The organism is Alphaproteobacteria bacterium HT1-32, assembly GCA_009649675.1.
Lineage (GTDB): Bacteria > Pseudomonadota > Alphaproteobacteria > Rhodospirillales > HT1-32 > HT1-32.
In genome coordinates, this window is record WJPL01000002.1 from 718,856 (window position 1) to 736,168 (window position 17,313).

16 protein-coding genes are annotated in these 17,313 nt (G+C 57.8%); 12 read left to right on the forward strand and 4 right to left on the reverse strand.

Translation table 11 applies throughout. The features are described from left to right. Position 1: 1 nt before the first annotated feature. From GH722_14845 to GH722_14855, 3 genes are all read right to left on the reverse strand, one after another. The gene (locus GH722_14845; GenBank protein MRG73043.1) at positions 2 to 1,195 is read right to left on the reverse strand and encodes an NADH:flavin oxidoreductase/NADH oxidase; all 1,194 of its coding nucleotides are present in this window, start codon (positions 1,193 to 1,195) and stop codon (positions 2 to 4) included. Positions 1,196 to 1,276: 81 nt separating this feature from the next. Further along, positions 1,277 to 2,260: a zinc-binding dehydrogenase gene (locus GH722_14850; protein MRG73044.1), complete on the reverse strand. Its 984-nt coding sequence runs from the start codon at positions 2,258 to 2,260 to the stop codon at positions 1,277 to 1,279. Between the two features lie 49 nt (positions 2,261 to 2,309). After that, on the reverse strand, positions 2,310 to 2,789 hold the full coding sequence (locus tag GH722_14855) for a redoxin family protein (protein ID MRG73045.1): 480 nt from the start codon (positions 2,787 to 2,789) through the stop codon (positions 2,310 to 2,312). Between the two features lie 149 nt (positions 2,790 to 2,938). Between GH722_14855 and GH722_14860 the strand changes: the two genes are divergently transcribed. Together GH722_14860 and GH722_14865 are read left to right on the forward strand one after the other, a co-directional pair. Then, positions 2,939 to 3,733, forward strand: coding sequence for an FkbM family methyltransferase (locus GH722_14860; GenBank protein MRG73046.1), 795 nt, complete (start codon positions 2,939 to 2,941; stop codon positions 3,731 to 3,733). Further along, positions 3,730 to 4,494 (forward strand): SDR family oxidoreductase, encoded by a 765-nt coding sequence (locus GH722_14865; protein ID MRG73047.1) that lies wholly within the window; start codon positions 3,730 to 3,732, stop codon positions 4,492 to 4,494. The genes GH722_14860 and GH722_14865 overlap by 4 nt, the downstream gene beginning before the upstream one ends. 23 nt (positions 4,495 to 4,517) lie before the next feature. Here GH722_14865 and GH722_14870 read toward each other — a convergent pair whose 3' ends face one another. After that, positions 4,518 to 4,844: a hypothetical protein gene (locus GH722_14870; protein MRG73048.1), complete on the reverse strand. Its 327-nt coding sequence runs from the start codon at positions 4,842 to 4,844 to the stop codon at positions 4,518 to 4,520. A gap of 175 nt (positions 4,845 to 5,019) precedes the next feature. Between GH722_14870 and GH722_14875 the strand changes: the two genes are divergently transcribed. From GH722_14875 to GH722_14920, 10 genes are all read left to right on the forward strand, one after another. Further along, on the forward strand, positions 5,020 to 5,472 hold the full coding sequence (locus tag GH722_14875) for a MarR family transcriptional regulator (protein MRG73049.1): 453 nt from the start codon (positions 5,020 to 5,022) through the stop codon (positions 5,470 to 5,472). A 151-nt stretch (positions 5,473 to 5,623) separates the two neighbouring features. Then, complete coding sequence (locus GH722_14880; GenBank protein MRG73050.1) at positions 5,624 to 6,466, forward strand: xanthine dehydrogenase family protein subunit M; 843 nt, start codon at positions 5,624 to 5,626, stop codon at positions 6,464 to 6,466. Beyond that, positions 6,466 to 9,225, forward strand: coding sequence for a molybdopterin-dependent oxidoreductase (locus GH722_14885; protein ID MRG73051.1), 2,760 nt, complete (start codon positions 6,466 to 6,468; stop codon positions 9,223 to 9,225). Before GH722_14880 ends, GH722_14885 begins: the two co-directional genes overlap by 1 nt. Then, a complete protein-coding gene (locus tag GH722_14890) occupies positions 9,225 to 10,676 on the forward strand; it encodes a 6-hydroxynicotinate reductase (GenBank protein MRG73052.1) in 1,452 nt (483 codons plus the stop codon). Before GH722_14885 ends, GH722_14890 begins: the two co-directional genes overlap by 1 nt. A gap of 14 nt (positions 10,677 to 10,690) precedes the next feature. Further along, on the forward strand, positions 10,691 to 11,590 hold the full coding sequence (locus GH722_14895) for a UPF0280 family protein (GenBank protein ID MRG73053.1): 900 nt from the start codon (positions 10,691 to 10,693) through the stop codon (positions 11,588 to 11,590). After that, the gene (locus GH722_14900) at positions 11,587 to 12,624 is read left to right on the forward strand and encodes a Rieske 2Fe-2S domain-containing protein (GenBank protein MRG73054.1); all 1,038 of its coding nucleotides are present in this window, start codon (positions 11,587 to 11,589) and stop codon (positions 12,622 to 12,624) included. Before GH722_14895 ends, GH722_14900 begins: the two co-directional genes overlap by 4 nt. A 69-nt stretch (positions 12,625 to 12,693) precedes the next feature. After that, positions 12,694 to 13,893, forward strand: coding sequence for an ABC transporter substrate-binding protein (locus tag GH722_14905; protein ID MRG73055.1), 1,200 nt, complete (start codon positions 12,694 to 12,696; stop codon positions 13,891 to 13,893). A gap of 89 nt (positions 13,894 to 13,982) precedes the next feature. After that, positions 13,983 to 15,836: an ABC transporter permease gene (locus GH722_14910; GenBank protein ID MRG73056.1), complete on the forward strand. Its 1,854-nt coding sequence runs from the start codon at positions 13,983 to 13,985 to the stop codon at positions 15,834 to 15,836. Next, positions 15,833 to 16,618: an ATP-binding cassette domain-containing protein gene (locus GH722_14915; protein ID MRG73057.1), complete on the forward strand. Its 786-nt coding sequence runs from the start codon at positions 15,833 to 15,835 to the stop codon at positions 16,616 to 16,618. The genes GH722_14910 and GH722_14915 overlap by 4 nt, the downstream gene beginning before the upstream one ends. Next, entirely contained in the window at positions 16,611 to 17,312 is a 702-nt protein-coding gene (locus tag GH722_14920; GenBank protein MRG73058.1) for an ATP-binding cassette domain-containing protein, read from the forward strand. Before GH722_14915 ends, GH722_14920 begins: the two co-directional genes overlap by 8 nt. Position 17,313 lies beyond the last annotated feature (1 nt).

Sequence of the window (17,313 nt, forward strand, 5' to 3'; positions counted from 1 at the left end):
CTCAGTTTCCCATGAAATAGCGGAATGCTTCTTCCGATTTTGCGCCGGCCTGATTGATCTGCATTTCCTTCTGGCGCTCGCGTTCCCGTAAACGGAAGGCGTATTCATGCGGCATGCCGTCAAAGGCATCCGGAAGACCAAGAGCCTTTGCAGCATGTGCCGGCCAGTCAGCATTCCACAACAACTCCCGGGCCAGCGCGACCATGTCAGCCTGGCCGTTCTGCAGAATGGCTTCTGCCTGATGCGGGTCGGTAATGCCGCCGACAGCGATGGTCATGATACCGGTCTCCTTGCGGATACGGTCTGAAAAGTCGGTCTGGTAGCCGGCAAGCCGGGGCACCATCGGCATCTTTGAATTTCCGCTGATGCCGCCGGATGAAACGTCGATCAGATCGACATCCCGGTCTTTCAGCGCCTGCGACAGAATGACTGAGTCATTCAGGTTCCAGATACCCCCGGCACCATCGACCGCAGAAATACGCCAGAATAAGGGCTTGTCCGCAGGCCATGCTGCACGGGTAACTTCTGCCAGTTCCAGTGCAAAACGCATCCGCCCTTCAATGTCGCCACCATAGGCATCAGTGCGATGGTTTGATGCCGGAGACAGGAACTGATGAATCAGATAGCCATGGGCACCATGGATTTCGAGAATGTCGTAACCTGCTTCTGCGCTGCGCAGGGTTGCAATCCGGAAGGCTTCCTTCACCCGGGCGATATCATCCAGGTCCATTTCCTTCGGCAGAAACCGCCGCGGCGGTTCGGGTAGCGCGCTGGGGGCAAGACCCTGCCAGGGTGGCATGCCGTCAGCGACATCTTCGTCGCGCAACGGGCGCCAGCTTTCGACTGCGGTATGGCAGGAGGCCTTGCGCCCGGCATGGCCCAACTGAATGGCGGGAACGGCACCCTGTTCCCGGATAAAGTCGTTCAGGCGCCGATAGGCCGGAACATGTTCATCCTTATACAGTCCGGCACAGGCATAGGTTTTGCGACCAATGTCCTCAACGGCTGTTTCCTCGCCAAAAACAATGCCGGGGCCGCCAACACAGAGCCGACCCAGATGCATCAGCTGCCAGTCGGTTGGTCCGCCATCGACGGAATGATACTGGCACATGGGGGAAACAACGATCCGATTTCGCGCGGTGACGCTGCGAAGTTTGATCGGGGTGAACAGAAGCGGTGTGTCATTGTTTGTCATAGATACATTATATCCACAGATGAGCAGGAGCATACAAGACCGGGAGCAGAAAAAGACGCCGGGAAATCAAAGTTGTTTGTCTCAGCGGATCCGGATGATGGCATTGCCGATCAGTTTGCCGGATTCGACAGCCTCATGTGCTGCGACGATCTCGTCCAGTGTGAAACGCTCTGCGATCCGGGTCCGGATGAAACCAGTTTCCAGAATCGGTAACAGTGCCGCTTTAGACGCTGCGAGGATCTCGGCCGGAAGAGCATAAACATTATAGAAATGCAGCCCGATCAGTTTTACACGCAGCTTGCCGGCATCCAGTGTTGCCATGGGGCTGTCGGAGCCATAGATGGCAACCGTTGCCCCGGTTGCCAGAAGATCATGCAGTGTTTCGGCATTTGCGGTGAGGTTGACCTCAACATAATGATCAACGCCCCTGCCACCGGTAATTTCTGCCACGCGGTCGACGAGGTTCTCGGTGCGGTAGTTCAGAGCAAAATCAGCCCCGGCTTCCCTCGCGGCTTCAGCCTTGGCGTCAGAGCTGACACTGGTGATGACTGAGGCGCCAAGCGCCTTGGCCAGTTGAATGGCATAGTTCCCGACGGCCCCGGCACCGCCACTGATATAGACCCACTTGCCCTCCACCGGACCGCCAATGGTGACGCCATGACAGGCGGTAAGCAGGGGAACACCGAAGCAGGCGGCTTCGTCAAAGCTGATATTGTCCGGCAGAATTGCAGCATCGTTCTGCGGGACCGCAACCAGTTCCGCCGCTGTACCCAGCACACCCGTGACATTGGTGTTATGAACCCAGACCCGTTGTCCGATGCGGGTGGTGTCAACATCCGGCCCGACGGCAATAATGGTTCCCGCCCCGTCATTATGCGGAATCCGGGCACTGCCTTCAAAGGGGCGGGCCGTCTTGCCCTGCCGTGTCTTCACATCGGAGGGGTTGATGCCAGACACTGCCATCTGCACCAGAACCTCGCCCTGTGCAGCAATGGGATCCGGGAACTCACCGATCCGCAGTACATCCCGGGCATGACCAGTTGCGCTGTAAAATGCAGCCTTCATCAGATTGATCCCGATGTCACGTTTCGGCGATTGCTACACCGGAAATATGTCACAGATCTTCCAGCAGTTTCTCTGCACTGGTCTCGCCGAAGCCGCTGTCTTCATAATGGACCGATTTGACGACACCATCCACGACGAGGGCTGAGAAACGCTTGCAGCGCGGACCGTAGCATTTGTCGTTGAGATCAACTTCAAGACCGACAGCCTTGGTGAAGTTGAGGGCGCCGTCGCCGACCATCATGACCTTGTCGCCAACTTCCTGTGATTCGCCCCAGGCATGCATGACCCAGGGGTCATTGACGGAAATGCAGACGATGCTGTCGACGCCCTTTGTCTTCAATGCTTCCGCATTTCGTACATATCCCGGCAGATGCTGAGACGAACAGGTCTTTGTAAAAGCACCGGGCAGACCGAACAGGGCGACAGTCTTGCCGGCAAAAATTTCTTCAGTCGAAATCACGCCGGGACCGTTTTCGGTCATGACGCCAACATTTACGACAGGCATTTTGTCATTCTTTGAAAGGGCCATCTCAGCCTCCTTGTCCATTTGATTTTGTTAATCTGATACTCCGCGTCAGCGACGGAACGATCAACAGATAAAAATCCCGAGAAAGGCGTTCAATAAGGGACATGCCCGGTCAAACTGGATTCTGACCAGTGATCAGGATAGCTTCCGCCATGATGCAGATATTTCACATTCTCAGACAATTCAGGGATCACAGGGCAGCGGGTGGCGGGGCGAGTGCGCTGCGTCTCGTCATGTATCAGATCATCGGCAGGAAAAGGCTGATTGCCATCCGGATCAATGGTCTTGATGTCCGGGTGCGCAGCGGAACTCCGGATATAAATGTTGCACTGGATTGCCTGCATTTCGGCGAATTTTCAGAGATGACCCGGCTGGCCGGTTCAGCAGAGGTCATTGTGGATGCCGGTGGTTATATCGGCACTTCCGCCATCGCACTGGCACAGGCCTGTCCGGGTGCGCGCATCATCGTGCTGGAACCTTCGGCAGAAAATTATGCTGTTCTTTGTCAGAATGTGGCGGACTGGCCGACAATAACCGCGGTGAATGCGGCGCTTTCTGACCGGGACGGACGGGCAGTTCTCTATGACCGTGGCAGCGGTGAGTGGGGATTCACAATGGTTGCCGGGGCCCGTGATACGGATCATGTCGATGCTCTCGGTGAGATCGATATGATCTCAATACCAACACTGATGGAAAGGTTTTCAGTACCGCAGATTGATGTGCTGAAGCTGGATATCGAAGGCGGTGAGAAAGCCGTTCTGGAATCTGCCGATCAGTGGCGCGATCAGGTCGGGCTGATCGTTGCCGAACTGCATGACCGTATTGTTGCGGGATGCAGCGAAGCTTTCCGGCATGCGACGAAAGGCTGGGATATGATTCCCTTCAGTGGTGAGAAACAGGCCTGCCGGAATCCGGAATACAAAACCAGAGAAGTGGAAGAGCGCTGATCATGTCAGAATTTGCAGGATGTTCGGCCTTTGTTGCAGGGGCTGGTGGCGGTATCGGGCTGGCAATAGCCAATGATCTGCTGGCGGCAGGTGCGAATGTTGGTATGGCGGATCAGAAGCCCGAACCTGAAGGTCTTGTTCCGGGCAGCGGCCAGTATCGTTATTTTCAGGGTGATTTGTCAGACGAAGGATTCGTTCGTGCGGCCATCGGCGGCACAGCGGTCGCCTTTGGCGGACTGCGCTATCTCGTCAATACGGTTGGCGTTCTCTGGTTTGACCGTGACCTTTCCTGTCTTGATCCGGCCATGGATATGGCGGTCTGGGATCAGGTGTTTTCTGTCAATGTGAAGTCCATGGCTTTGTCCGCCCGGCATGCGGTACCGCTGATGCGTGCCGGTGGCGGCGGGGCGATGGTTCATTTTTCATCGATCGACGCAACGATGGGCGACAGCAAGCCGCAGGATGCCTACGGTGCGTCAAAGGCGGCGGTGATCCGTCTGTCAAAATCACTGGCAGTCCAGCTGGCAGGTGAGGGCATCCGGTCCAATGCCATTCTGCCCGCCGGGACCGCTTCACCGATGCAGCAGCGATGGGAAGATGATCCGGCTGCCCGCGACAGGCTGGCAGCAGCAATTCCGCTCGGTCGGGTGGGAACAGTTCAGGACATGGCCAATGCCTGCCTGTTCCTGCTCTCAGACAAGGCGGGTTTCATCACCGGCACGGAACTGGTCGTCGATGGTGGTGTGACGGCGGGTAGCTGAAACCGGGGCGGTCGTACGGATCGTCAGTTACCGCCTTTAATCTCACCCTGTACCCGGATGACGCAATTTTCCATATAGCCGTCTGCGGCACCGTTAAATGCGCCAGGTGTCTTTACGAGGTCAGCCAGTTCGGCGTAGGTGCGGTTGCGGGAGAACGCCTCAGTCTGGCAGTAACAGAGACTCTTGCCGATGAATGCCTGCTCTGGCGGAAATTTGCCGACATATTTGGACAGGCAGCCCTCGTACAGATCGACCAATTCATGAAACGGGATCGGTTTGTCATTCGCCTGTACCGGACTTGCGGCAAACAGAAAAAGTACCGTGAGTGCTGCAGTTATCGACTGGCCCATTCAGTTTCTCCTTCGAAGCCACATATTACCCCTGTTCAGCAGAGACCGGGTGAGGCTAGACGGTCTGTCTTCCGGCAACAACATATCGACGCTGTCTGGTGTTCATTTCCGGTCATCGCGTCCCGATAGCGTTCCCGGAAGATTTCCGCCATGGTACGGGAAACCTGATTCTGTAATGCGGACAGCAGCGATGATGAGCGATGAAACCGAACCCCAAGTCTATCATGTCGAGGAGGCGATCGGGCATGTGATTCGTCGCGTGCATCAGCGTGCAACGGCGATTTTCCTCGATGTCATGCAGGAGACGGGGCTGACTCCGACCCAGTTTGCCGCCCTGGCCAAGTTGCATGACGAGGGTGCTTTGTCCCAGAATCATCTGGGGCGGCTGACAGCGATGGACCCGGCAACCACGCAGGGCGTGATCCGGCGTCTGGTCGAACGTGGTCTGATTCAGCGGGCGGCAGATGAAACGGATCGCAGACGGGCCGTGCTGCGCCTTTCCGACGCCGGGGAAGAACTGGCGCAGAAGGCAATTTCTCTGGGGTTTGATGTGACGAACCGCGTCCTGGAACCGCTGTCGCCGCGGGAGAGGGCCCGGTTTGTCAGTCTTCTGGAGAGGCTGGTCTGACGGGCTGCCGGAGAATGATCGCCTATTGACAGGAAAATCATATCGGCGCAAAGTTTGTACGTACACATACAATAATTGGCGCAAAAAGCAGCCTGACTGTGTATCGCGCCTCGGCGCAACGGGGAGGAGCGCAGATAAGGGAGCACTGCGCATGGGAGCGTATGTTAGGCCATCCACTCTGGCCGATGCCGTGTCGGCGGTCGGGTCAGAAGACTATGTCATTTTAGCGGGCGGAACGGATTTCTATCCGGCGCGTGTCGGAAAGCCGGTGCGGGAGAATATTCTCGACCTGTCGGCTGTGACTGAACTGCGCGGGGTCTCTGACAAAGGTGACCACTGGCGGATTGGCGCGACAACGACCTGGACAGATATCGTCCGGGCCGACCTGCCTGCCTGTTTTGACGGACTGAAGCAGGCAGCACTTGAAGTAGGTGGTGTCCAGATTCAGAACGCCGGAACCCTCTGCGGCAATATCTGTAATGCTTCCCCGGCGGCGGACGGGATGCCGCCGCTGCTGACCCTTGATGCGACTGTTGAACTTGCCGACCGCAATGGCGTCAGCCGTATCGCGTTATCCGACTTCGTGCTGGGTAATCGCAGGACAGCGCGACGCCCGGATCAACTGGTGACCGGATTGCTGATCCCGAAAGTCTCTCCATCTGCAAACGCTGCCTTCTACAAGCTGGGTGCCCGGAAATATCTGGTGATCTCCATCGTCATGGCCGCGGGTGTCATTGAGATTGATCCGCAAGGCTGTGTGTCGGCCGCCCGCATCGCTATTGGTGCCTGTTCGGAAGTGGCACAACGCCTGCCGCTATTGGAAGCCGATCTGAAAGGACGGGAGGTGAAGGGTAATCTGTCAGCCGGTCTGTCACCGGATCATTTTCAAAACCTGTCGCCGATTGACGATGTCAGGGGCTCAGCCGCTTATCGGCTGGAAGCTGCTATCGAGGCTGTCCGCCGGGTGCTCGACGCAATTGGGGAGAACGCATGATGGACGGGCAACAGAGAACGACTGTTGATGCCGAAAACATCAGCTTCCGGGTAAACGGCAAGCCTGTTTCAGTTTCCGGCTCCCCCCTGCGTCGTCTGGCAGAGGTGTTGCGTCATGATCTGGGCCTGACGGGTACCAAGGTCGGCTGTAATGCCGGGGATTGTGGTGCCTGCACCGTGCTGGTGGATGGTGAGCAGGTTTGCTCCTGCATGATGCCGGTAGGGCAGGCGACAGGGCGGGATATTTCCACCGTCGAAGGGTTGTCGTCCGGCGTTGAAATGAACCCTCTGCAGCAGGCATTTCAGCGCCATGGGGCGGCGCAATGCGGCATCTGTACACCGGGTATGCTGATGGCTGCGACCGATCTGCTGCAACGAAATGCAGCGCCGGACCGGCAGGCTGTCATGGATGCGCTGGGTGGGGTGCTTTGTCGCTGCACCGGTTATCAGAAGATTGTCGAGGCAGTGCTGGATGTCGCGAGTACTGGTAGTGTCGCAGAAGCTGGCGCGGATGGCTATGTTGGTGCCCGGCTGCCGCGGATTGATGGCGTAGCAAAGGTAACAGGCGCTGAACGCTTTGGCGCAGATGCCATACCGGAGGATGCGCTCTGGCTTCGGGTGATCCGTTCGCCTCATGCCTCGGCGGAAATTACGCTTGGTGACATGTCGTCGGTGCTGGCGCGCGACGGGATTGAACGTGTGCTGACGGCGGCTGATGTTCCGTTCAACGGCTTTGGTATCTATCCCGATATCAAGGACCAGCCGGTTCTGACCGACCGGATCGTGCGTTATCGGGGACAGGCAGTTGTGGCTGTGGTCGGCTCGTATGAGGCAATTGCCGCGCTTGATCCGTCTGACGTCCCCGTCAGCTATACAGCGTTGCCTTCTGTGACAGGTGTCGAAGAAGCGATGGCAGAGGGCGCGCCGCAGGTGCTGCCGGACAGGCCGGGAAACCTGTTGATTGATGGCTGGGTGCGAAAGGGTGATATCGCAAAAGGTTTTGGTGAGGCGGCAGCGGTTGCGGAAGATGATTTCCGGACCGGGTTTGTCGAACATGCCTATATCGAACCGGAAGCAGGCTGGGCGCGCCGGGTTGGCAATCGCATCGAAATCACGGCCTGTACCCAGGCCCCCTATATGGACCGGGACGAGACGGCGAATGTCATGCAGCTTGCTCCGGAGGATGTACGGATCATTCCGACAGGCTGCGGCGGTGGTTTCGGCGGCAAGCTGGATATTTCGGTGCAGCCTCTGGTCGCGGTCGCGGCATGGCTGTGCAATAAGCCGGTCGCGACGATCTATGAGCGACCGGACAGCATGATGTCCTCGACGAAGCGGCACCCCTCCAGCATTTACGCGAAATTTGCCTGTGACCGGGATGGTTATCTTCAGGCCTGTGAGATGGATGCCATCTTCAATACAGGTGCCTATGCGTCCTGGGGGCCGACTGTCGCGGGGCGGGTGCCCGTTCATGCCAGTGGCCCGTATTTCGTGCCGCATGTTTCAAACCGGGGCCGGGCCTATTTCACCAATGAGCCGCCGTCAGGCGCATTCCGCGGGTTTGGTGTGCCACAGGCAGCGATTGCGCATGAATGTCTGCTGGATGACCTGGCAGAGCAGATCGGACTGGACCGTCTTGAATTCCGTCGCCGCAATGCAATCGCCGCAGGGCAGGAGACCGCCTGCAGTCATCTGCTGGAAGCAAGCGCCGGGCTTGGTGAATGTCTCGATGAATTAAGACCTCATTGGGAAACCGCTCTGGCCGAGGCTGAGAGGCTGAATGCCGGAGGCGGCAAAACCCGTCGGGGCGTCGGAATTGGCTGCATGTGGTACGGAATTGGAAATACATCCATGTCCAATCCCTCAACGATCCGCGTCGGGCTGAAACCGGACGGCAGGTTCGTTCTGTTCTCGGGTGCTGTGGATATTGGCCAGGGTTCCTACACCATTGTGCCGCAGATTGTTGCGGAGGCACTGGGTGTCAGCCTCGATCATTTTGATTTTGTGTTTGGGGATACCGATCTGACCCCCGACGCCGGCAAGACATCTGCGTCGCGTCAGACATTCGTGACGGGTAAGGCTGCGGAACTGGCGGGCAGGGATCTTCGCAGTCAGATTCTGCGTGCCGCAAATGCCGGGCCGGAAGCCCGTATTGAGATGACCGCCGGCCGGCTGACCGTCATCACGGGCGAAGATGCCCGGGAGATTGACCCGGCCCGGCTGCCACTCCGGGAGGATGGCAGTTTCGTGCTGATGGGCGAGGGAACCTTTGACCCGCCGACGGAACCTCTGGATGAAAATGGCCAGGGGATCCCCTATGCAACCTACGGCTTTGCTGCACAGATGGCCGAAGTCGATGTCGATCCGATTCTGGGGACGGTAAAGGTGCGGCGCATTGTTGCGGCCCATGATGTCGGCCGGGCGATCAATCCGACGCAGGTTGAAGGTCAGATTCACGGCGGCATTGCACAGGGGCTCGGTCTGGCGCTGATGGAGGAATATATTCCGGGGCGGACAGAAAACCTGCATGATTATCTGATCCCGACATTCGGGGATATGCCCGAAATGGAAGTGATACTGGTTGAAGATGAAGAACCTCTCGGCCCCTATGGGGCAAAAGGGGTTGGTGAACCGGGGCTGGTGGCAACCGCCCCGGCTATCTTTGGTGCCGTGCGGCATGCTGTCGGTGTCCGGGTTCGTCAGGCACCGTTGCTGCCGCATCGTCTGCGACAGATGATTGTCGAGAAGGAGACAAGCTGATGGCTGAAGCCACAGATGCTGCTGATGGTCTGGTTCGCTGTGATGCCTGTCCGGTTTTATGCCGGATACGTGAGGGCAAGACCGGGGCCTGTGACCGCTACGCCAATGTTGAGGGCGTTCTGACCCGTGTTGATCCGCTGGTCATTACCCAGCGGGCCGACAAGATTGTTCCTTTCGTTGAAGGTGAATGGGATGGCAACCCGGTAACGGAGCCGGAGAAATTCATCACCGGTGTCGGATCAGGCACGACCTATCCGGACTATAAACCCGCACCCTTTATCGTCTCCTCGGTCATCGACGGTGTTGATACGGTTACTGTCGTTTCCGAAGGTATTTTCAGTTACTGCGGTCTGAAGGCAAAGATCGACACAGATCGTTATCTCGGTCCGGAACAGGCGGCTGTCCGCTGCGAAGGCGAACAGATCGGCCATGTGACAACAGCGGAATATGGCTCGCAGATGCTGGCGCTGGGCGGCGTCCGCCATCTTACCGGCGGCAGCAAAAAGGAAGGCAATGTTACCTGTCAGGCGATGCTGGATCTCTGCAATCGCAAGGCGGTTGAACTGACAATTGATGATGGTTCAACGCTGATCCTGCAGGCGGGCGAGCCACCGGTTGTGGATGGCCTGAAGGAGAACCGTATGCGTGTGGGCTGTGGTTCTGCAACAATTGGTATCTTTGCCCAGCAATGGCAGGGCCATGCGGATGAAGTGATTGTCGTTGACGACCATATCACCGGCGTTCTGACCGAACATCAGGCCGGCCGTTTTCTCGACATGCCACCGGCGGGCATCCGCGTCAGGGGCAGGAAGTCTACCCCCGGTCGTTATTTTCAGGTCGCGGATCATGGCTCCGGCTGGGGCGGGACCAATGTTTCCGACCCGCTGGCGATCATCGACCGGATCAACCCCAAGACCGCCTGGCCGGGCATGCGTCTGCTGATGGTCTCGACGACCGGCGAGGATTCAGCCTGGTTTGTGCTGGATGAAGATCTGAAGCCGCAACCCGCTGATATGCCGGAACCGGTACAGGTTGTTGTTGATCGCATCGCGGAGAACTGCGAGCCGGCTCTTTGCAGCATTCTGTTCATGGCTGGTGCCGGTGGATCGCTTCGGGCGGGTGTGACGGAAAACCCGGTCCGCCTGACCAACAGCGTCAAGCAGTCCCTGACCCGTGTGACCTGTGGTGGTGCGCCGGTATTTGTCTGGCCGGGTGGGGGAATCACCATCATGGCGGATGTCACCCGAATGCCGGAAAACTCGTTCGGTTATGTACCGACACCGGCACTTGTCGCGCCTATTGAATTCACATTATCGCGTGAGGATTATGTGGCGCTTGGCGGTCATTCGGACCACATCGTCACGCTGGAAGAAGTACTGCGGCGTGACCGGCTGAAACTTGAAAACAACCGCCCGGAGAACCCCTGGCCTTCAGCGGGGAAACTGCATTGAGTGGAAACCCGCAGATAGCCCTGTTGCCTGACGGCCGGAAGCTGCATCTGCAGCATGGCCCGATTGACATCATTGCTGAAGCACGTGGCGATGTTGCGTCAGTGCGAACGGCCTATCATGCGGCCGGATTGCGGTTCGGGTCAGTTCTGTCTGAACTGGTTCAGGATCTCGCCGTGCTGCGACAGCCTCCGTCAGATATCCGGCCTGATTTTGTCAGTCCGGTCGCAGCACGAATGTATGCTGCGGTGTCCTGTCATTCAGACCGACATTTTGTGACGCCAATGGCGGCTGTTGCCGGGGCCGTGGCAGAAGATATTCTGAAGGCCATGCATGACGCTGCGCCGGGACTGGATAGCCTCATTGTGAATAATGGCGGCGATATCGCGCTGCATGTTGCGGGTGATTCCCGGATAACCGTGGGGCTGGTCAGCAATGCAGATGCACCGCGTCTGGATGGTGATCTGACGATTGATGCCGCCAGTCCGGTTCGGGGGATTGCAACTTCCGGCTGGCGGGGGCGCTCGCAATCCCTGGGGATTGCGGATTCCGTAACCGTGCTGGCAACGGCGGCCGCAGCAGCGGACGTTGCGGCGACGCTGATAGCGAATGTGGTGAATATTGACCATCCGGTGGTCCGTCGGGCACCCGCCATCAGCCTGCGGGATGATACAGATCTTGGCGACCGTCTGGTCACAGTCGATGTCGGGATGCTGGACCGCGACAGTGTTGAAGCAGCACTTGAAGCAGGCCGGGTTGTTGCTGCGGATATGGCAGACCGGGGGCTGATACTGTCTGCCAGCCTGATGTTGCAGGGCGTGGCCAGTGTGGTGTCCGCAACGTCATCGGCGGAAGCCAGCATGGTGCCTCTGCTTAAGCAGGGGAATGGTCGACAAGAACTGAGGAGGGGGATGTGACCTTCATTCAGAACGCCTGGTATGTTGCGGGCTGGAGCACGGATATCGACCGCAGCCTAAAGCGCAGTACGATTATCGGGCAGCCCGTGGTGGTCTACCGGACAGAAGCAGGAGAAGTGGTTGCACTGGAAGATCGCTGTCCGCATCGGTTCCTGCCCTTGTCCATGGGACGCCTTCAGGGGGATGTAATTGAATGCGGCTACCACGGACTACGTTTTGATTGTTCCGGAAAATGTGTCCGCATTCCGGGACAAGAGCGCATTCCGTCGACAGCGCAGGTTCGGAAGTATCCGGTCACCGAGAATATGGGGCTGGTCTGGGTCTGGATGGGGGATGCTGATCTGGCGGCAACTGTCGAGCCGTTTGATCTGCCGGAATATCATGACCCTGAATGGGGTGTGGCGCATGGGGATGCGTTGCTGGTTGACGCGCATTATCTCAGTCTGGCCGATAATCTCTGCGATCCGGCGCATGTCAGCTTCGTGCATGGCACGACATTAGGCAGCCCGGCGGGGGAGGAGATTCCGATCTATTCGGAACGGCAGGATAACAAGGTTCTGACCTGGCGCTGGACGCTGGATGCGGAGCCGGTCGCTTTTTTCAAGATGTTTGGAAATTTTCAGGGAAATGTGGACCGGTGGCAATATTACCATCTCCATGCTCCTTCAACGGCGATCATTGATTTTGGCAGTGCAGATGCAGGAACAGGCGCGCCGGATGGTAATCGAGATGACTGTATTCAGGTCTATTCCTGCCATTTCATGACTCCGGTCGATGAGCGGACGACCATCGATTACTGGCTGCATGTCCGCAATTTTGCGGCCGGGGATGCCTCGGTCGGTGAACGGATAAGCGATGCCTTCCGGATAGCTTTTGCTGAGGACAAAGCTATCCTGCAGGCCGTTCAGGCAGAGGAAGACCGCCTGCCGGACAGACAGCCGGTTCGTATCGCCATTGATGCCGGCGCGAACCGTCTGCGAAAATTGATTAGTGAATTGAAAGACAAGGAAACCTATTCTGCCGCCGCGAATTGATTCACGACGGCACACCACCGAGAGCCGACAGTCCATCTAAACACTATGGGAGACGATAGGAAGATGACTATGAAACGCAGAACTTTTATCGCAGCAGCAGGTGTTGCTGCGATGCTGGCGCCGGGACTGGCGCAATCCGCCGATACCATCAAGATCGGTGATATCAACAGTTACAAGACACTGCCCGCGCATACACTGCCCTATAAATATGGTGTCGATCTGGCCATTGAGCAGATCAACGCTGCGGGTGGTGTCCTTGGCAAACAGCTTGAAGTGATCTCACGCGATGATCAGGGCAAGCCGGGTGAAGCGGTCAAGCTGGCCGAAGAACTGTTTGTGAAAGAAGGCGTCTCGCTGATTTCGGGTTCGCTGTTCTCGCATATCGGTCTGGCGCTGACATCCTATGCCGGGCAGAAGAAAAAGCTGTATCTCGCAGCTGAACCGCTGGCTGATGCACTGGTCTGGGAACAGGGCAATCGTTACACCTTCCGCCTGCGTCCCTCGACCTATATGCAGGCTGCCATGCTGGCTGAGGTTGCTGCGAAGAACCCGGCCAAGCGCTGGGCGACAATCGCTCCCAACTATGCGTATGGCAAAGATGCGGTTGCCGCCTTCCAGAAGGTTCTGAAGGCCAAGCGTCCGGATGTTGAGTTCGTGGGCGAACAGTGGCCGGCTCTGTTCAAGATTGATGCCGGTTCGGAAACCCAGGCTCTCGAGGCCGTTAAGCCGGATGCAATCTACAACGTGACCTTCGGATCCGATCTCGCGAAATTCGTTCGTGAGGGCGAAGTGCGTGGCCTGTTCAAGGATCGTCTGGTCGTTGGTCTGCTGACCGGCGAGCCGGAATATCTCGACCCGCTGAAGGACGAAGCACCGAAAGGCTGGCTGGTTACAGGCTATCCCTGGTACGACTTCAACGAGCCGGCTCACAAGGCTTTCGTCGATGCTTATCAGGCCAAGTTCAACGACTATCCGCGTGTCGGGTCGATCGTTGGCTACAACGCCATGCTGGTGATTGCCGAGGCCATCAAGAAAGCCGGTTCGACTGATACGGAAAAGCTGGTCGATGCCATGGAAGGTCTCGATACGGATACGCCGCTTGGCAAGATCCACATGCGTGCGCTGGATCATCAGTCAACGATGGGGGCCTTCGTCGGCACCACCGCGTTGAAGGATGGCAAGGGCATCATGGTTGACTGGAGCTACCTCGATGGTGGCGCCTATCTGCCGTCAGATGAAGAAGTCCGCAAGATGCGGCCTGCGAACTGACGCTTAAAGTCTGTGCTGGCGACCGGTCATATACTGGCCGGTCGCTACAGACCTTCGTTTTCTGACTTCGACAGACAGGATTTTTGCCCGTGGGTTTTTATGTTGTCCAGTTCCTGACCGGCCTGGCAAATGCAGCCGCCTTGTTTCTGGTTGCCTCCGGTCTGTCGATTATTTTCGGCGTAACCCGCATCGTGAACTTTGCGCATGGCTCGTTCTATATGCTCGGAGCCTATATCGGTTACACGATGATCAATGCTATCGGCGGCAGTTTTGCCGGTTTCTGGGTTGCGATCCTGTTGTCTGCGCTGGCCGGGGGGCTGGTCGGTGTTGTGGTCGAAATGACGATCCTGCGCCGCGTCTACCAGGCACCGGAGCTGTTCCAGCTTATTGCGACTTTTGGTGTTATTCTGGTTATTCAGGATCTTTCGCTTCTGACCTGGGGGTCGGAAGATCTGCTCGGGCCGCGCGCACCGTTGCTGAAGGGCGCGGTTGATATCGGCGGGGCGTTGTTGCCCACATACGACATCGCGCTTATTGCCCTCAGTCCGATTGTTCTCGGAGGTTTGTGGCTGCTGTTCAACCGGACCCGCTGGGGCATTCTGGTGCGGGCGGCAACACAGGACCGGGAGATGGTTGGTGCGCTTGGCGTCAATCAGGTCTGGCTTTTTACCGGTGTTTTCTTTCTGGGGTCCGCGCTGGCGGCGCTGGGAGGCGCGGCGCAACTGCCGAAAGGTGGTGCGACGCTGCTGATGGATTTCAATATTCTTGCTGCGGTGTTTGTGGTCGTCGTTGTTGGTGGCATGGGGTCAATTCCCGGTGCGTTTCTGGCGGCCGTGCTGATTTCGGAGCTGAACAGTTTCGGCATCCTTGTCTGGGCCGAAAGCACGCTGGTGCTGATGTTTGTCGTCATGGCGGTGGTGCTGATTTTCCGGCCCTATGGATTGCTAGGCACGCCGGAGGATGGATCGAAGGGCGAGGCGGGTCCGCTTGAAGCGCCTTACAGAAAGGCCCCGCCGAAGTTGCGTCTGCTGATCGGGCTGCTGCTGGCGGTTGTCGTTGCCTTGCCGCTGGCCGGTGATGACTTCCTGCTGGTGCTGGCAACAGACATGCTGATTCTGTCGCTGTTCGCCGTTTCCCTCCATTTCCTGATGGGGCCGGGCGGGATGGTGTCATTCGGACATGCCGCCTATTTTGGCGGCGGTGCCTATGGCGCGGCTCTGCTGGTCACTTATGCGGGCAGTTCGATGGAACTGGCGATGCTGCTGGCACCACTTTGCGCCGCTGCGATGGCAGTGATTGTCGGCTGGTTCTGTGTCCGGTTGCGGGGCGTCTACTTTGCCATGCTGACACTGGCCTTTGCACAGGTCGGCTGGTCCATCGTGTTCCAGTGGTCCGACGTGACCAATGGCGATGACGGGCTGCTTGGTATCTGGCCGTCATCCTGGGCCAGTGACCGGATGATCTTTTTCTATCTGGTATTGCTGATCTGTACCGCGGGTATCCTGTTTATCCGGCATGTGCTGTTCTCGCCTTTCGGATATGGCCTGCGGGCTACCCGTGACTCTGCCCAGCGCAGTGAGGCGATCGGCATCAACACCTCGCGGCAGCAATGGGCGGCCTTCGTGTTTGCCGGAACCATGGCGGGTCTGGCCGGTGCGCTGTACGTCTTTTCGAAGGGCAGCGTTTTCCCGGACGAAATGTCGATTCAGCGATCCTTTGACGGATTGCTGATGGTGTTGCTTGGCGGTGTACAGACACTCTCCGGACCATTTGTCGGTGCCTCCCTGTTTACCTGGCTGCATGACGCACTGACGACCTTCGAATACTGGCGACTGATTATCGGAATTATCATCATCGCGCTGGTGGTGCTGTTTCCGCAGGGTGTTGCGGGTTCGTTCAAACGCTATTTCGGCAAGTCCTTTGGCATGGAGGAACGGTGGTGAGCGGAACAGAAAACATCGCTTTGGAAGTCAGGGGTCTGTCGAAATCATTCGGTGGTGTGAAGGCCGTCTCTGATGTGCATTTCAATGTAAGGCAGGGTGAGCTTCTGGCGCTGATCGGCCCGAACGGGGCTGGCAAGACGACCTGCTTCAACATGCTGAATGGACAGTTACGCCCGAATGCCGGCAGCGTGATATTTGATGGTAACCAGCTGGTCGGCCGACGCCCCCGGCGGATCTGGCGTATGGGGGTTGGCCGTACCTTTCAGATTACGGCGACCTTCCAGACGATGACCGTACGTGAAAACGTACAGATGGCTCTGATCAGTCATCATCGCGGGATTTTCGACCTTTTCCGATCTGCCGCTTCCCGTCATGTGGCCGAGGCGGATGCGCTGCTGGAACTGGTGGGGATCAGCGATCAGGCTGACCGTGCCTGTGGTGTGCTGGCCTATGGCGATCTGAAACGGGTGGAACTGGCAATCGCGCTGGCGAATGAACCAAAGCTGCTGCTGATGGACGAGCCGACTGCCGGGATGGCGCCGAAGGAGCGCATGGACCTGATGCGGCTGACCAAGAAAATCGTCGCGGAAAAAGGCCTCAGCGTTCTGTTTACGGAACATGACATGGATATCGTCTTCGGACAGGCCGACCGGATCATTGTGCTCAACCGGGGGAAACTGGTGGCTGAAGGAAAACCGGAAGAAGTGCGGGCGGACCCGCTGGTACAGCAGGTCTATCTCGGTGCCGGAACCACCTATGGCGCGGAGAAAGCAGATGCTTGAAGTCAGCAGCCTGAATGCTCATTACGGGCGTGCGCATATTCTGCATGACGTGGCCTTCTCGGTAGGACGTGGTCAGGTCGTCGCCCTGCTGGGTCGTAATGGTGCCGGAAAATCGACAACCATGAAGGCGATTGTCGGGATGGTACGCCCGACCAGCGGAGAGGTCCGATTCGACGGCCATTCAGTTGCCGGGCAGCTTTCCCACAGCATTGTAAAACTGGGGCTGGCTTATGTTCCGGAAGAACGCCGGATCTTTTCTGATCTGACAGTAATGGAAAACCTTGAAGTTGGGCGTCGCCCGCCACGGGAGGGGGCCCCGACATGGACGCCGGAGCGTCTGTTCGAACTGTTCCCGAATCTCGGCGAGATGCGGACCCGGCCCGGTGGTCAGATGTCCGGTGGCGAACAGCAGATGCTGACGATCGCCCGTTCACTGATGGGAAACCCGACCTTTGTGCTGCTGGATGAGCCCTCGGAAGGGCTGGCGCCGATTATTGTCGAGCAGATGGCGAACACGATCCGGGAACTGAAAAGCGAAGGCCTCACCGTGCTGATTTCAGAACAGAATCTGCACTTCGCAAAACTTGTGGCGGATCGGGCGATCATCATCGAGAAGGGTGAGATCAGATATACCGGCACGATGGACGAACTTGCGGCGGATGAAAGCATCCGGTCCGCCTACCTGACGGTGTAAT